Source organism: Streptosporangium sp. NPDC000239 (assembly GCF_040300765.1).
GTDB lineage: Bacteria > Actinomycetota > Actinomycetes > Streptosporangiales > Streptosporangiaceae > Streptosporangium.
In genome coordinates this window covers 191803-207987 of the sequence record NZ_JBEPEI010000010.1, presented here as the reverse complement: position 1 = coordinate 207987, position 16185 = coordinate 191803, and the positions used below count along the sequence as shown (strand labels likewise).

Here is a 16185-nt window from a genome sequence, read left to right as displayed (position 1 = left end):
GGTCGAGGCCGCCGGACCGGCGGCTTCGGGGAGACCAGGGCTGCTCGGGTGCGCCGTACACTGATCGGTATGCGCACTTCCGATTGACGCCGCCCCCGATGAGGCGAGACAGCCGGGCCGGAGCCGGGAGACACAGGGCGGCGGCGGGTTCGGCCAGTGAGGTGAGCCCGTGTACGTCCATTCTGGGAGTGTTCTCCAACCATGATCGTAGCTTCTGACATCGAACTCCGCGCCGGGGCCCGGCTGCTCATCGAGGGGGCCTCGTTCCGGGTCGGCCCCGGTGACAAGATCGGTCTGGTGGGCCGAAACGGCGCGGGCAAGACCACCCTGACCAGGGTGCTGGCCGGTGAGGGCCTCCCCGCGGCGGGCACGGTCTCGACCTCGGGCTCCGTCGGCTACCTGCCGCAGGACCCGCGCACCGGTGACCTGCAGGTGCTGGCCCGCGACCGGATCCTGTCGGCGCGGGGTCTCGACGAGGTCCTGCGCGAGCTGCGCGAGGCCGAGCAGGGCATGGCCTCGGAGGACCGGCGCACGAGGGACCGCGCGGTGCGCGCCTACGGGCGTCTTGAGGACCGGCTGCACGTCCTTGGGGGCTACTCCGCCGAGTCGGAGGCGGCCTCGATCGCCTCCAGCCTGGGACTGCCCGGCAGGGTGCTCGGACAGCCGCTGGAGACACTGTCAGGAGGGCAGCGCAGGCGGGTCGAGCTGGCCCGCATCCTGTTCTCCGGAGCGGAGACTCTCCTTCTTGACGAGCCGACAAACCACCTCGATGCAGACTCAATCGGGTGGCTTCGTGATTTTTTGCGATCGCATCAAGGTGGTTTGATCATTATCAGCCACGACGTCGGGCTTCTTGAAGCGACGGTAAACCGGGTCCTGCACCTGGACGCCAACCGCGCGGTGATCGACACCTACAACGTCGGCTGGAAGGCCTATCTGACCCAGCGGGAGACCGACGAGAAGCGCAGGAGGCGCGAGCGGGCCAACGCGGAGAAGCAGGCCTCGGCGCTGATGTCGCAGGCCGACAAGATGCGGGCCAAGGCGACGAAGGCCAAGGCCGCGCAGGACATGCAGCGCCGCGCCGAGCGGCTGCTGTCCGGCCTGGAGGCCGAGCGGCGCAGTGACAGGGTCGCCAAGCTGCGCTTCCCCGAGCCCGCCCCCTGCGGCCGTACGCCGATCAGCGCGGAGGGCCTGTCAAAGTCCTACGGCTCGCTTGAGGTCTTCACCGACGTCGCCGCGGCCGTCGACAGGGGCAGCAGGGTCGTCATCCTGGGCCTGAACGGCGCGGGCAAGACCACGCTGCTGCGCATCCTGGGCGGTCTGGAGGAGCCGGACACCGGCGAGGTCAAGCCCGGCCACGGGCTCAAACTGGGCTACTACGCCCAGGAACACGAGACGATCGACCCGGACAGGAGCGTGCTGGAGAACATGCGCTCGGCGGGCGGGGAGCTCGCGGACTCCGACCTGCGCAAGGTCCTCGGCTCGTTCCTGTTCACCGGGGACGACGTGGACAAGCCCGCGGGAGTGCTCTCCGGTGGGGAGAAGACGCGGCTGGCCCTGGCCACGCTGGTGCTCTCCTCGGCCAACGTCCTGCTGCTCGACGAGCCTACGAACAACCTCGACCCCGCCAGCAGGGAGCAGGTTCTTTCTGCACTAAGATCCTATTCTGGGGCGATTGTCCTTGTTACGCATGATGAGGGGGCTGTAGAGGCTCTCCGACCCGATAGGGTGATCTTGCTACCAGACGGAGTTGAAGACGCTTGGAGCGAGGAATTTTCCGATCTTGTGGCACTTGCCTGATCTTAATTTGAGCGGGTACGGATCTTTTCCCATGGAGTAGGTAGCCGATCTCGCAGAAATGACTGATCATGGCGTGAGTAACGCTGCGGAAGTCTGGCACTACAGGAGGTACTCGTGGCCGAGACTCTCAAGAAGGGCACCCGGGTGACCGGGGCCGACCGTGAAAAACTGGCCGCCGATCTGAAGAAGCGCTACAGCGCCGGTGAGAGCATCCGGGCGCTGGCCGCTTCAACCGGCAGGTCATACGGCTTCATCCACCGCATCCTGAGCGAGTCCGGTGTGACTCTGCGTGGGCGCGGCGGCGCCACCCGAGGTAAGTCGAAGCGCTGACCCCGCCTCGGAAACGCGCGACCGCAGCCGCTCGTCCTCCGCTGACACGTCCCGCTCGGGCCTGTAGAACCTCCTTCTAGAGAGTCGATAGGCTCGGGCGAGACGTACGAACGACAGCTGGAGCGGGCGATGGCGGAAGCGGCGATCGGGGGGAGCGCGGAGAAGGTCTCTCACGAGGAGGCCGGTCTGCGCTTCGAGGTGGACGGCGAGATCGCGACGATCACGCTGGACCGGCCGGAGAGGCGTAACGCACAGACGTTCGCCACCTGGTCCGAGCTGGCTCGCATCGGTGACTCCCTGCCGCAGCAGGTGAGGATCGTCGTGGTCCGAGGTGAGGGGCCGTCCTTCTCGGCAGGCATCGACCTGCGTCTGCTCAACCCCGAGGGCATCCCGGGTCAGGGTTCGCTCGCGACTCTCGCGGCGGCCGACGACTCGACCTTCGAACAACGGATAGCCCAGGCGCAGCGGGGATTCCTGTGGTTGCGCCGCCCGGACATCGTCTCCATCGCCGCCGTGAACGGCCACGCGATCGGAGCCGGGTTTCAGCTGGCCCTGGCCTGTGACCTGAGGATCCTGGCCGAAGACGCCACACTGTGCATGAGGGAGCCCGCCCTCGGGCTGGTCCCCGACCTGACGGGCACCAAGCCACTGGTCGACCTGGTCGGCCTGCCCAGAGCCCTTGAGATCTGTCTCACCGCCCGTGCCGTGGGGGCGCGGGAGGCGGCCGCCCTCGGCCTCGCCGAGCTGGTCGTCGCCGGGGAGGAGCTGACGCGGGCCGTACGGGATCTGGCCGCCGCGCTGCTGTCGGTCGACAGGGGCGCCGCGACCGCGACCAAACGCCTGCTCCAGGGGGCACGGGAGCGCACGCTCAAGGAACAGGGCGCCGCCGAGCGCCGGGAGCAGATCGCCCGGGTCAGGGCGTTGTTCGCCGGGAGCTGACGAGGGAATGCCAGGGCCCGCCACGGTGCTCGCACCGGCGGAGGAGGCCACATGACGATGATGGGCGGGGGGTTCGGCCCCCAGACGATGCGTTCCCTGCGGCGTGACAGCTCGGTGACCAAGGAGCGGCTCGCGCCGGGCACGGTCAGACGCATCGCGGGCTACGCGCGCCCCTTCACCCGGCACATCCTCGCCTTCCTCACGCTGGTCGTGGCCGGGTCCGTCATCGTGATCGTCAACCCGCTGCTGATGAAGGCCATCATCGACGACGGCATCACCCCGGGCCGCTCCGGCGTCGTGGTCACCCTGGCGGGGGTCATCGCGGCGCTGGCCGTCGCCGACGCCGCGCTGACGCTGGCGCAGCGCTGGTTCTCCGCCAGGATCGGCGAGGGCCTGATCTACAACCTGCGCACCGAGGTCTTCGACCACGTGCAGCGCATGCCCGTGGCCTTCTTCACCCGCACCCAGACCGGGGCCCTGGTCTCCAGGCTCAACAGCGACGTGATCGGCGCGCAGCGGGCGCTGACGAGCACGTTGTCCTCCGTCGTCTCGAACGTGGTCATGCTGGTGCTCGTCCTGGGCGCCATGCTGGTGCTGTCCTGGCAGATCACGCTCGTCGCGCTGGTGCTGCTGCCGCTCTTCCTCCTGCCCGCGAGGTGGGTCGGCAGGAAGATGTCGGGGCTCACCCGCGAGCAGATGCAGCTCGACGCCGAGATGAGCTCCATGATGACCGAGCGGTTCAACGTCGCGGGCGCCACCGTCGCCAAGCTGTACGGCAGGCCGCAGGAGGAGGCCGACGCCTTCGGACGCCGGGCCGGCCGGGTGCGTGACGTCGGTGTCGTCGTCGGCATGTACGGGACGGTCTTCCGGGTCGCGCTCGGCCTGGTCGCCGCGCTGGCCACCGCCCTGGTCTACGGCGTGGGCGGCGTGCTGGCCGTCGGCGGCGCCTTCGAGCTGGGCACCCTCGTCGCGCTCACCGCCCTCCTGATGCGCCTGTACGGCCCGCTGACCAGCCTGTCCAACGTGCACGTCGACGTGATGACAGCCCTGGTCAGCTTCGACCGGGTCTTCGAGGTGCTCGACCTGAAGCCGATGGTGGCCGAACGGCCGGACGCGGTCGCCGTCCCGCCGGGGCCCGTGACCGTCGAGTTCGAGAACGTCCGCTTCCGCTACCCCGCGGCCTCGGAGGTCTCGCTCGCCTCACTTGAGACGGTGGCCCGTCCCGAGACGTCCCCCGGCCAGGAGGTGCTGCGCGGGGTCTCCTTCACCGCGAGGGCCGGGGAGATGGTCGCGCTCGTCGGTCCCTCGGGGGCGGGCAAGACGACCGTCACCAGCCTGGTCTCCCGGCTCTACGACGCCGACGAGGGCACGGTCAGGATCAACGGCCTCGACGTCCGCGACGTCGGCTTCGCCTCCCTGCGTGAGAGCGTCGGCGTCGTCATGCAGGACGCCCACCTCTTCCACGACACCATCGGGGCCAACCTCTCCTACGCCAGGCCGGACGCGACGGAGGAGGAGATCTGGGAGGCCCTGCGCGCCGCGCAGATCGCCGACCTGGTCGAGGCGCTGCCCGAGGGCCTGGAGACCGTCGTCGGCGACCGGGGCTACCGGTTGTCCGGCGGGGAGAAACAGCGCCTGGCGCTGGCCAGGCTGCTGCTCAAGGCACCCAGGGTGGTCGTGCTCGACGAGGCGACCGCGCACCTGGACTCCGAGTCCGAGGCCGCGGTGCAGCGTGCCCTGAAGACCGCGCTGGCCGGGAGGACCTCGCTGGTCATCGCCCACCGGCTGTCCACCGTCCGGGAGGCCGACCAGATCCTGGTCGTCCAGGACGGCCGCGTCGTGGAACGGGGCCGGCACGAGGAACTGCTGGCCGGGGGAGGGCTCTACGCGGAGCTCCACCGCACCCAGTTCAGCTCCCCCTCGGGGCCGCGGGAGTGACGGCTCAGCGATAGCCGAGCCGGGTCAGCTCCTCACGGGCGACCTTCCCGACGAGTTCGGCGTCCGTACCGCGCAGCCGGGTGTGCCAGACGCCGACCTGTGGCGCGTGCCTGCCGTACAGAGCGACCTTGGAGACCCGGGTGCCCAGGAAGTCGGACAGCCCCTGGGCGGCCTCGGCGGGGGAGGCGGCCAGGTCCTCGTAGCGCAGGGTCAGCAGCTGCTCGCGGGGCAGCTCCCGGTGGAGCGTGGCCGACAGGCGTACGGCGCTGCGCCAGCGCAGCGCGCACTTGCCCGCCGTCGGCATGGCCTTCCAGCGCTCCCCGTGCTCGCCCGAGTTGACGCCGAGGAAGGGGTTGGGGAACTCGGTCTCCTCGCTCAGCATGGCGGGCCTGAACCACGAGAGCGCCGCGGGGTCGGCCATCATGTCGGCCGCCACGTCACGGCCGTCCCTGATGAGCTGGACGAACCTGGCGTCGGGGAACGCCTGCAGCAGCACCGAGGCGCTGTAGATCAGGTCGGGACTGGCGTCGCCGAACCGGGCGACGGAGCCGGAGGTCACGCACGGGCCCTCCCCGGTCACCCCGCCCGCCTCCCGGCAGGGGGCCGGGCACTCCCGACACGCGCCGGGAACGATCTGCCACGACTCGGCCAGGGCGTCGCGCAGCACCCGGGTCGCGCCCATGCCCCTGCGGGTGATGGAGGGCCGCCTGGCGAAGGCGTACACGACATGGGTCACCGAGGCGCGTCCCATGGTGACGTGGAAGCCGGGGGAGCGTTTGAGGGCCCGGGCAAGCAGATCCGAACCGGAGTGCGGGGCGGCGAGCACGAACACCGGCTGGCGGACCTTGATGCCGTTGACCACGAGGATGTGGGTCGGAGGTCGCATATGTGAGCCCAGTGTGGCACCGTTTGGGGGGTGAGCGAACCGGTCGCGCCCGATCCCGTGCCCGATTCTGTGCGTGATCACGTGACCGTCCCGCGCAGGCTCCGCCCCGGTGACCTGGTCGCGGTCGTGGCGCCCTGCGGGCCTCCCGACCCCGAGCGCCTGGCACGCGGGGTGCGGCTGTTACGGGAGCTCGGCCTGGAGGTCGTCACCGGAGCCCACGTGCTCGACCGGGAGGGCTACCTCGCGGGGACGGACGCCGCGCGGGCGGCCGACCTGCAGGCGGCCTGGTGCGAGCCGGACGTGGCCGCGGTGTTCTGCGCCAGGGGCGGTTACGGGGCGACGAGGGTGCTCGACCTGCTCGACTGGGAGGCCATGCGGGCCGCGGGGCCGAAGACACTGGCCGGTTCGAGCGACGTCACCGCGCTGCACCGGGCCTTCGCCGTCATGCTGGGTGTCGCCTCGTGGTTCGGGCCGATGCCCGCCTGTGCGACCCTCAGTGACCCGGAGGGGCCCGAACCCCGTACGCTTGAACATCTCGCCGCTGCCCTGTTCGGCACGCCCGCGCCCGTCGAGGGAGATCGGGTGATCGTTCCGGGCCGGGTCGAGGCGCCGGTGACCGGCGGGAACCTCAGCCTGCTCGCGGCGCTGTGCGGCACGCCGTACGAGCTGCGGGCGCGGGGGAGGATCGTGTTGCTTGAGGACGTCACCGAGGCGCCCTACCGGATCGACAGGATGCTCACCCAGCTGCTCATGTCGGGGGCGCTGGACGGGGCCGCGGGCTTCGCCCTGGGCTCCTGGGAGCGTTGCGGCGATCCGTACCCGGTGCTGCGGGAGCGGCTCGCGCCGCTCGGGGTGCCGGTCATCGCGGGCCTTCCCGTGGGGCACGGCACACCACAGCTGAGTGTGCTGCTAGGGGCACTTGGTGCTATTGATGCAGAATCGTGCTCTCTGACCGGCTCAAACACCGCCCCCGTGGAGGCAGTCTAGGTGCGGACCTAGGAGGAGAGCGCAGAGGGGATGGGCGTGTGAGGCTGTTCCGGCGGCGTCGCGACCGGCAGGCCAGGAGAGCCGCGCGGCCGGTCGAGGACGTCGATCTCGACTCCCTGCTCTCCCTGGTCGCCGACACCCTCGGCTACTCCTGTGCCTTCTCCGCCGACGGCGGGACGCTGACCCTGTCGGACTCCGGCGAGCGGACGGTCAGGCACGTGGTACGGCTGGCGGGACTGCGGGCCGAGGCGCGCAGGCGCTCGCGCGAGGACTGGCCGGTGCTGGTCTCCGAGCACCTGTCCCACGTCCTGGCCACGGCCGGGGAGCCGTTCGACGCCTGCGACCTGGACCAGGTCCGCCCGCTGCTGCGCACCCGGCTCCAGCCCGCCGACGACCTGGCGGGCGCCGTCGTCGGCCGTCACCTCAGCGCCGACCTGGTCGAGGTGCTGACCGTCGGGTACGGCGAGGCCGCCAGGCCGCTCCGTCCCGAGGAGGTCGGCTGCTGGCCGGTCACCGCCGCGCAGGCGCTGGAGGAGGCCGTGGGCAACGCGGCGGGTGACGGGCGGCTGTCGGCCGACGCGATCGACCTCGGCGGCGCCACCGCGCTGCGGCTGAGCGGCGCGACCGCCGGCGCCGCCGCCCACCTGCGTCGCCTGGACGACTACCTCCGGGTGCCGGCCGACGGGGTGCTGGTCGCGCTGCCGAGCCGTTCGGAGATGATCGTCCACCCGGTCGAGGGCATCGAGGTCGTCCGTGCGATCGAACGGCTGCGGCTGTTCGCCCAGCGCGAGTGCGACCTGCGGGCCGACGGGCTCAGCCCCCAGGTCTACTGGTGGCACGAGGACAGGCTCACCCTCATCAGGGCCGACCTCGTCAGCCAGGACGGCCAGATCCGGCTGGTCGTGGCCCCGCCCAAGGCGTTCGCGCGGGTGCTCGCCTCCCTGGCCACCCGCCCGGAGGGCGGCCCCGGAGGCTGAGACGGCCCGGGAGGCCACCACGGGATCACTACGGGATCACCGTGAGAGCGCGGGGAACCGTAAGATGGTGCCTTCCCGCCCCGCACTCATCCCGAGGAGCCTCCCGCGCACCCCGGCCGCCCCCGGCGTGCCCGCCACGATCGGCCGCGGCCTGTGAACGTGGGACGACCGGGTCCGCATCTACGAGGAGTGGCAAATGGCGCAGTGGTGCCTCGGCGTCGATCTCGGGACGAGTTTCTCCGCCGGGGTCATAGCCGCCGAAGGGCGCTTCGACGTCCTGGAGGTCGAGGGGGAACGGCGCATCCCCTCGGCCGTCATGCTCGACGAGCGCGGCACGCTGGTCGCGGGCCGGATCGCCCAGCGGGGCATCGCGCTCAGTCCGGAACGCGTCGAGCGCAACCCCAAGCGCTACGTCGGCCGGGGCCGGATGCTGCTCGGCGGGGTGCCGGTCGCCGTCGCCGACGCCATGGCGGCGCTGCTCGAACTGTTCGTGAGCGAGGGCAGGAGGCGTTTCGACGGAGCCCCGCCCGACTGCATCGCGCTGACCCACCCCGTCGCCTGGGGTGAGGACCGCAAGGCCGTACTGCTTGAGGCGGCCAGGCAGGTCGTGCGCGGGGTGCGGATCGTGCTCGTCGACGAGCCCGTCGCCTCGGCCCGCTACTTCGCCACCGCCAAACGGGCCGACGGCTCCCACCTGGCCGTCTACGACCTCGGCGGCGGCACGTTCGACGCGGCCGTGCTCACCGCGGACGGCAGCGACTTCAAGGTCGTCGGCGAGCCCGGCGGCAGCGACGAGATCGGCGGGGAGGTGTTCGACGAACAGATCTTCGCCTTCCTCGGGGCGCAGATCGAGCGCCTGGACGCCGACTGGTGGCAGCAGGTGACCAGCAACCCGGAACGCCGCTACGTGAGCTACGCCGCCGACCTGCTCAAGATGGCCAGGGAGGCCAAGGAGGCGCTGTCGAAGTTCGACACCTCCTCCCACTACGTGGTCGGCATCAACGAGGACGTGCACATCGCCAGGAGCGACCTGGAGGACCTCATCGGGGCCGAGATCGTCAAGACGGTCGACATCCTGGAGGAGACGATCCGCGGGGCCGGGATCACGCAGGACGAACTGGCGGCGGTGTTCATGACCGGCGGCGCCAGCCGGATGCCGCTGGTCCAGGAGGCCGTGCGCGACAGGCTCGGCGACCGGGTGCGCACCTACGACGACCCGAAGATCGTCGTCGCGTACGGCGCCGCCCAGCTCGCCTGGAAGCTCAAGGTCGAGCAGCGGGACCCCGAACAGTCCCAGAGCGTCCCGGCGGCCCGCGCCGAGCCCTCTGCGCCCGCCAAGTCCTCTGCACGCCTCGGTGTCACCGGCGGCGGGCAGGTCTTCACCGGCCCGGAGGGCGGTCACACCGGCGGCCACAAGGTCGTCCCCGGGAACGGTCCGCAGGGGGCGCAGCGGGGCGCGCAGGACGGGCCGGTCGTCCCGGGCGTGGCCAAGGTGCTCGACGGTGTGCTTGAGGCCCGCGCCGAGGCGGGCAGGGTCTTCGTCCACCAGGCCTTCGACAGCGGCCACCTGCTGCGCAGGCTCGACGGCGTCGAGGGCAGGCACGACCGTGAGCTGCGCTTCGGCAGGCTGGTCGAGTGGGACGTCTCACGTGAGGGCGTCGCCGCGGTCGAGCAGGTCGGGCCCGCGCAGACCCTGGTGCGCGTCCTCACCCCCGACCTGGCCATCCGCGGCACCCACCCGCTCCAGGTGTGGGGCAACCCGACCGTGATCGCGCACGGCCGTACCGCCTGGGTCTTCTTCCAGCCACGACAGCCGGTCCCGGTGGACAGCTCGGTCGGCCTGCCCTGGGGGGAGACGGGGCAGCTGTCGGTGGTCGAGTTCGACCTGGGCGGGGGCTTCATGTTCCAGGCGCCGCAGCCGCGCGACCTGGGGCCGTACACCCAGTGGTTCCTCAACGAGGACAACCGGTCGCGGCGGCTCGTCGACCAGGAGGGGCCCAGCGGCAACGACCCCGCGCCCTCCGTCGGAGCGCCAGGCTGCACGGTGGTGCTCGGGCAGTTCAGCAGTAACAAGCCGATGTTCCAGAACAGGCACCACGACTTCAGGCCCTGGCAGGTGCTGTGCCTGATCGACCCCGGCGGTGTCGTGCGCCCGACGGTGCGGGAGCCCGGCCGTAGCTGGCTGCACCAGGTCGTCCTGCACAACGGCAGGTGGTTCACCTCAAGCTCGGCCGGTCTTGAGGCCGACACCGCCGACGGCAGGACCAAGCTCGTCATGCCCCGCCCCAGGGCGGGCGCCCTGCGCTGGGTCCCGGCGGGCGGTCAGATCTACGCGGTCGGCGCCGACCAGGTGAGTCCCGCCAGGGGCTGGTCGGTGGGGATCTTCAACCAGCGTTCGCACACGCTGGAGTTCCTGATGGGCAAGCAGTCGGCGACCCTGGCCGGTCACCTGACCTCCCGAAACCGCTGGGAGCGGCCGAGGCTGGTCGTGGACGGCGACTCGATCTGGATGACGATGCTGGACGCCGGTCGCAGCAGGCTCGTGCACGTCACCCCCTCGGGGGCGCGGGAGGTGCACCGCACGCCGGGGTTGTTCGAGCCGGTCGTCCGGGTCCCCAGCGGCCTGCTGTGCCTGCACCGGCCGGGAGACGCCACCGGTGCCACCCGTGACCAGCCGGCGGCCCTGGTGCACCTGCCGCTGTGACGCCAGGAAGACGACCGTGCCCCCGGCGGACGTCGCCGGGGGCACGGGGCGCGAACGGGGATAGGACGGTCAGGGGGCCGATCCCAGGGCGGCGACCGCCGCGGCGAGCTCCTCACGCAGCTCGTGGCCGCGCCTGGTGAGGGCGTTGATCGCGGCGATGCGGTCCTGGCCGGACTGCCGCGACCTCTGGCGGTCGGCGGCCGAACGGGCCGAGGCGGACTTCAGCTCCGCCCGCCTGCTCTCAAGGTCCTTGCGCCTTCGCATCAGGTTGTCGTCGGCGGCCTGCTCGACGCTGACCCGCCAGGTGGCGACCATCCGCTCCAGGTCGAGGGTCATCTCCCTGGCGACGACGGAGAACTGGTCGCGCAGCGCCCCCCTGATCGCGGCCTGGTTGCGCTGCACCTTCTCCAGCGAGCGCCGCCCGAAGAAGATGGAGGCCCCGATGGCGGGGGCGACCAGGAGGAAGCCGACGGGGCCGAGCATGGCTGCGGCCAGGCCGCCGAACGAGGCGGCCATCGAGATCGAGGGCAGCACGTCCCGCACCATGTCCACGTCGACCGGCGTGTCCGCGGCCTGGTCCCCCTTGACCTGGACCTGCGACAGGTTGGGCATCGCGCGCCTGTCGGAGGTCAGCTCGACCGGGTCGAGGCCCAGGTCGCGGGCGAAGGCGTCCAGCGTGGTCCTGGCCAGGTTCTCCACGTCGTAGACGATCTGCGACCAGACGGCCTCAAGTGAGCGCTGGACGCTCTCCGGCAGCTCCGCCATGTACCTGTCGATCTGCTCCTGCTTCTTCAGCGTGGCGATCGCGTTCTCGTACGGCTGGCGGATCTCGGCCACCCGGGCGGCCACGATCCCGCCGACCTCACGCCCGAGGAAGGTGTTGGCGACGGCGCCCGCCCTGCGCTTGGCCGTCAGTTCCCCGAGGGCGGCCAGCTCCGCGTCCAGCTCGGCGAGCCGTGCGGTGACGTCCCCGGCGTCGTCGGAGCCCGCGGCGACGTCGTCCTGCGCCCCGGCCGCCAGTGAGTTCAGCGCGGAGAGCGCGGCGGCGACCACGGTCGCGCCACGCGCGGACTCCCGGCCGTCGGCGAACCCGCGCAGGTACCGCTCCAGGACGTCCATGCCGCTGCGGGCCCGCAGCGCGTCGGCCCGTTCGGTGCGTCCCTCCCGCCGTTTCGCCGCGGCGGCCTCGGCGAGCTTCGAGCTCACCGGAATCCAGGGCGCCCGCAGCAGCGGGCTCAGCGTCGCCGTCCTGCCGGGGTCGGCGGCGATCGCCTCGGTGACGAAGGTCCTCAGCCGGGCCTTGTTCTCCTCCTGCAGGCTGTGCCAGTTGGTGGAGTCCTCCACCTTGGTCAGCACGAACACGATCGCCTGGACCCGCTCGGCGGCCTCGGCGAGGAACTCCAGCTCGTGCCTGAGCACCGGCTGGTCCTGCGCGCTGAGCGTGAACAGCAGGGCGTCGGCCCGCTGGAGCATGGCCACGGTCACCTGCCTGTGCCCGACCGTCAGGCTGTCCACCCCGGGGGTGTCGAGCAGCCGCAGGCCGTCCAGCAGCGGGTTGTCCAGGGTGACGTCCACGCTGACGACGTCGCGCCGCTTGCCCGCGTCACCGCGCATGGAGGCGTAGTCGGGGATCGACTCGACGGTGATCGGGGTCTCGACGAGCCCGGTGTCGGTGTTGCGGTGCACGACGGCGGTGAGGCGGGGGCCGCGCCGCAGGGAGAGGAAGCAGTTGGTCGCGACGTCGGCGTCGACGGGCAGCAGGTCGGGGTGGCCGACCAGGGTGTTGAGCAGGCGGCTCTTACCGCGTTTCTGCGCGCCCGCGACCACGATGTCGGTGCACTCGTCCTTCCACCTGGCCGCGCTCGCGGCCAGCACCTCGGCCAGGTCCGGCCTGCCGCACCGGCCTGCCAGGCCGTGGACCTCGTTGGCGTAACGCAGCAGCCGGGCCACCGGGCCCGCCTGGTCGGGGGTCGTCAACTGACGTTCTCCTGTCGGGATCGTGCCGGTGAGGGGGTGCCGGAGGGGCCGTCCGGCCGGTCGCACCACGCCCAGACGGCCTCGTAGGCCTCGCAGAGGGTCTCGGCCGCCCTGCGCTGCCTGATGGGCAGGGGTCTGTGGGTCAGCACGCGGAACCTGGCGGCCAGCGCGGCGGCGTAGCCGGCCAGTTCGGCGCGGGGGGCCGAGGGCGGCGCGCCGAGCTGGAGCGCCAGTTCGGTCCCGGTCAGCAGCAGCTCGACGGAGCGCCGCTCGTCCGCGGGGACCATCGGGGACGAGCGCAGCGCCTCGGCCGCCGCCCGGTCCACGGAGACAGGGGGCAGCGGGCCCGCCCCCGTGGGGGTGGCCGGGCCCCGGTCCTCGGTGAGCGCCGCGCCGACGACGTCCTCAAGGACGGTCAGCACGTCCCTGGCCCGGTGCCCGCCGGTGCGGCCCTCGCTCATCATGGCCAGGGTGCGCCAGCGCATCGAGGCGGCGGTGGCCGCGGCGGCGATCTCCGGCTTCGGCGCCCCGGCGGCCAGGCCGAGCTGCTCGGCGGGGTCGTCGTGGCGGGCCATGCGCAGCAGCTCCGCCGTCATCTCCTCGTTCAGGACGAGCGTGCCCCTGCCGAGCGCCTCGGCCGCGGCGAAGATCCGCAGGCCGCCGAGCGCGGTGGCGATCGGCTTGTTCTCGTCGAGCTGGGCCGCGAGCGCGTCCAGGGTGACGCGATCCGAGCCGAGCGCCGGGGTGCGGGCGAGGGCGCGAAGCCTGGTCAGGGCGTCGAGGGCCTTCAGGTGGTCGGCGCGGCGGGCGAAGTGGGCGATGCCCGCGGCGACCGAGCCGGTCGCGGCCTTCCCCGCGGAGGCGTATCCCGACCGTTCCAGCAGGTGCGCCGCGAGTGCCCCGGCGTCCCCGGCGACTCCCTCACGCAGCGCGCGCACCGCGGTCACGATGCCGTAGCGGTGCAGCTTCGCGACCAGGCGGTGCCGTACCTCGGCGGAGACGGGAAGGTCGGCAGCGGTGCGGAAGTCCTCCAGGTCGAGGAGGTAGTCCTCCAGGTCGTCCTCGTCCATCCGGGCCAGTTCGGACAGTGCCGCGAACTCCTCGGCGTCCGGCGGGCACGCCCGCGCGGTCTCGGCCAGCAGGCCGATCACCGGGACCACGTCGAAGACGGAGGTCCGCAGGTCCTGGTAGCCCTTGGCCGCCAGGCGGCGCGCGGTGGGCCAGGGGTCGTCCTCGTCGCCGCGCCGGTCGACTTGGCCCAGCACGGCCAGGGTGTTGACGCAGCTCATCCCGCAGGCGCCGGTGAGGCCGCGGAACTCGGCGAGGGTGGTGTCGTCGAACTTCTGGACGTAACGCAGCACGTAGATCATCGCCTGGGCGCGGTCGTCCTCGTCCCCGGAGCCGAACAGCATGCTCCTGGCGGCCTGTTCGTTGGCCGCCGTCACCGTGTTCATGCCGGGGGTGTCGACGATGGTGACCGTGCGCAGGGAGGGCTGGTCCAGCGTGACGCGAAGGCGCCTGATCCGGGCGACCTCGACCCCCAGGTCCGAGGGCAGCCGGTGGCCGGGCAGCAGCCGCGAGTGGGCGACGCCCCCGTCCTTCAGCTCGATCGTGACGAGTCCGTCGTCCTCGCCGTACTCGTACTGGGTGACGACGAAGGTGCACTCGCCCGCGTCGACCGGGGCGACGGGCAGCCCGAGCAGGGCGTTGACCAGGGTCGACTTGCCGCTGCTGACCGCGCCCGCGACCGCGACCCGCAGCGGGGCGTCGAGGCTCGCGCGCACCTGGGCGATCCGCTCGCGCAGCTCGGGCCCGGCGAGCCTGGCCGAGGTGGAGTCGCAGAGGTCGCGCAGCAGGTCGGCGGGGCCCGCCGTCACGCGTCACCGCCGGATGCGGGCCGTGGGCGGGGGGCGGGCGGGAACGTCCGCGGCACCATGGGCAGGTTCTCCTCCTGTATCGGTTTCCCGGCCCTCCCTGAGGGAGTCGACGCAGGTCGGTCAGGCCGTCTGACTCGTGATGGGACGACCGGGAATGGGGATTATCACGGTCCAATATCATGGCGGACCACCACATACCGGGCGGTCGCGGAACGTGATGTCATTGGCTGATTTTCCGCTCCCGGACGATGGGTGACCGATGACGAGCGTGTCGCTGGGCGGGGCCGTCGAGGACAGGACCGAGGACGCCGCCGATGGTGAGAGCCTGCTCGTGGCGGCGGCCCGCGGGGGTGACGAGAGGGCCTTCGCCGAGCTGTGGTCGATGGCGCGGCGCCCGGCCTTCGGCGTCTGCTACCACCTGACCGGCAACCGCGCCGACGCCCTCGACGCGCTCCAGGACACGCACCTGGCGGCCTGGCGCGGCCTGCCGGCCTTTCAGGGCAGGTCGCCCTTCAGGGCCTGGGTGCTGGCCATCGCGCGCAACGCCTCCCACTCGGTGATCAGGCGCCGTCCTCCCCGGGACGCGCTCATGGCCGAGGTCGCCGAGGAACTCCTGGTCGCCGACCCCTTCGAGGACTCGGTCGCCAGGCTGGCCGACCTGCGCAGGGCGCTGACGGGGCTGCCCGCCTCCCATCGGGAGGCGCTGCTGCTGTGGGCGGGCGGACTGACCTACGAGCAGGTCGCGCTCTCGCTCGGGGTGCCGCTGAACACGGTCCGGGCCTGGATCCACCGTGCCAGGAGGCGGCTGCAGACCGGCCTGGCCGACGGCTGAGCGCCTCACCCCACACCCTCGCCTCCGGGCGCCGGGTGACGGTAGACGGCGACCTGCGGCACGCGGATCACCCGGCCGCCGTCGGCGTACCCCCTCTTGACGGTCTCCGCCACCGTGTCGTGCAGTTCGGGCCGGTCGGTCGGCTCGGAGCCGAACGCCTCGTGCAGGCGTGGGTCGAACCGCTGCCCGTCCGGGACGATCTCCCGCACCCCGGCCCGGTTCAGGCCGTCCCCCAGGGTGTCGGCCAGCCGGGGGTGGCGTTCGGCGATCTGGTCCCGGTAGCCGATGCAGGCCTCGACCAGGGTCTCCCTGCCCGGATGCCCTCCGGAGAACAGTCGCTCGACCTGCTGGGTGAGCGCCTGGCTGATCCCGCTGCCCGCCACCTCGGTGAGCGCCTCGGCCAGCGGGTCACGATCGGGTGCCCACGGGTGCGGCGGCGCCTCGGCGGCCATCGTCCCAGGGGGAGCCTGGGGGGTCAGGGGCATCTGAGGGGTCTGAGGGGCCTGGGGGGCCGTCTGCCACGGCGGCGCCGGGGACGGTGTGGCGGCGGCCGTCCGCCGGCCGCGCGACCACAGGTAGAGCCCTCCCGCGCCCGCCACGGCGACCCCGCCGCCGATCGCGAGCATCAGGGGGAGGAGGAGCGGGAACGGTCCGCCCGGCGTCCCCGTTTCGCCGGGCGTCACCCCCCGCCCCTTGCGCAGGGGCCGTACGGCCTCTCCTTGGGAGACACCCGGCTCGCCGGGCTCCGATGACGTGGCGACGGTCCGCGTCTGCCCGCCCGTCTCCCCTCCCACGAGGCCGCAGGCGGTCAGTGCCGCGCAGGCCAGCAGGAGCATCAGGGGCAGGAGCGCGCGTCGATCTTCCATCGGTTGTCTTCCTCGTCATTCGCCCGTGTGGTCCGCGACGGGATCACACGTGAGGACACACGGGCTCACGCT

General features: G+C 72.1%; 12 protein-coding genes. 8 read left to right on the top strand and 4 right to left on the bottom strand.

The genetic code is table 11. The features are described 5' to 3' along the window. The first annotated feature begins 201 nt into the window (after positions 1-201). From ABT340_RS24575 to ABT340_RS24560, 4 genes are all read left to right on the top strand, one after another. Positions 202-1800 carry an ABC-F family ATP-binding cassette domain-containing protein gene (locus ABT340_RS24575; protein ID WP_352013158.1) on the top strand — a complete coding sequence of 533 codons (1599 nt, stop codon included), beginning with the start codon at positions 202-204 and terminating at the stop codon, positions 1798-1800. A 114-nt stretch (positions 1801-1914) separates the two neighbouring features. Continuing rightward, on the top strand, positions 1915-2130 hold the full coding sequence (locus tag ABT340_RS24570; RefSeq protein ID WP_030507271.1) for a helix-turn-helix domain-containing protein: 216 nt from the start codon (positions 1915-1917) through the stop codon (positions 2128-2130). Between the two features lie 129 nt (positions 2131-2259). Beyond that, on the top strand, positions 2260-3069 hold the full coding sequence (locus tag ABT340_RS24565; protein ID WP_352013157.1) for an enoyl-CoA hydratase/isomerase family protein: 810 nt from the start codon (positions 2260-2262) through the stop codon (positions 3067-3069). Positions 3070-3120: 51 nt separating this feature from the next. Beyond that, positions 3121-5007: an ABC transporter ATP-binding protein gene (locus ABT340_RS24560; protein ID WP_352013156.1), complete on the top strand. Its 1887-nt coding sequence runs from the start codon at positions 3121-3123 to the stop codon at positions 5005-5007. A 4-nt stretch (positions 5008-5011) separates the two neighbouring features. Here the strand turns inward: ABT340_RS24560 and ABT340_RS24555 are convergent, their stop codons facing one another. Beyond that, a complete protein-coding gene (locus ABT340_RS24555; protein WP_352013155.1) occupies positions 5012-5893 on the bottom strand; it encodes a sulfotransferase family protein in 882 nt (293 codons plus the stop codon). A gap of 30 nt (positions 5894-5923) precedes the next feature. Here ABT340_RS24555 and ABT340_RS24550 point away from each other — a divergent pair, with 30 nt between their 5' ends. The 3 genes from ABT340_RS24550 (at position 5924) to ABT340_RS24540 (ending at position 10561) form a co-directional block, all read left to right on the top strand. After that, on the top strand, positions 5924-6880 hold the full coding sequence (locus ABT340_RS24550) for a S66 peptidase family protein (RefSeq protein ID WP_352013154.1): 957 nt from the start codon (positions 5924-5926) through the stop codon (positions 6878-6880). A gap of 38 nt (positions 6881-6918) precedes the next feature. Beyond that, positions 6919-7857 carry a hypothetical protein gene (locus tag ABT340_RS24545; RefSeq protein WP_352013153.1) on the top strand — a complete coding sequence of 313 codons (939 nt, stop codon included), beginning with the start codon at positions 6919-6921 and terminating at the stop codon, positions 7855-7857. Between the two features lie 196 nt (positions 7858-8053). After that, positions 8054-10561, top strand: coding sequence for an Hsp70 family protein (locus ABT340_RS24540; protein WP_352013152.1), 2508 nt, complete (start codon positions 8054-8056; stop codon positions 10559-10561). A 69-nt stretch (positions 10562-10630) separates the two neighbouring features. On the opposite strand, the gene ABT340_RS24535 is transcribed toward ABT340_RS24540, so the two are convergent. Both ABT340_RS24535 and ABT340_RS24530 read right to left on the bottom strand, forming a co-directional pair. Further along, positions 10631-12538: a dynamin family protein gene (locus ABT340_RS24535; RefSeq protein WP_352013151.1), complete on the bottom strand. Its 1908-nt coding sequence runs from the start codon at positions 12536-12538 to the stop codon at positions 10631-10633. Beyond that, positions 12535-14415 (bottom strand): dynamin family protein, encoded by a 1881-nt coding sequence (locus ABT340_RS24530; RefSeq protein WP_352013150.1) that lies wholly within the window; start codon positions 14413-14415, stop codon positions 12535-12537. Before ABT340_RS24530 ends, ABT340_RS24535 begins: the two co-directional genes overlap by 4 nt. Before the next feature lie 259 nt (positions 14416-14674). On the opposite strand from ABT340_RS24530, the gene ABT340_RS24525 reads away from it, so the two are divergent. Next, positions 14675-15247 (top strand): RNA polymerase sigma factor, encoded by a 573-nt coding sequence (locus tag ABT340_RS24525; protein ID WP_352013149.1) that lies wholly within the window; start codon positions 14675-14677, stop codon positions 15245-15247. A 5-nt stretch (positions 15248-15252) separates the two neighbouring features. On the opposite strand, the gene grpE is transcribed toward ABT340_RS24525, so the two are convergent. Beyond that, complete coding sequence (gene grpE / locus ABT340_RS24520; RefSeq protein WP_352013148.1) at positions 15253-16113, bottom strand: nucleotide exchange factor GrpE; 861 nt, start codon at positions 16111-16113, stop codon at positions 15253-15255. Positions 16114-16185 lie beyond the last annotated feature (72 nt).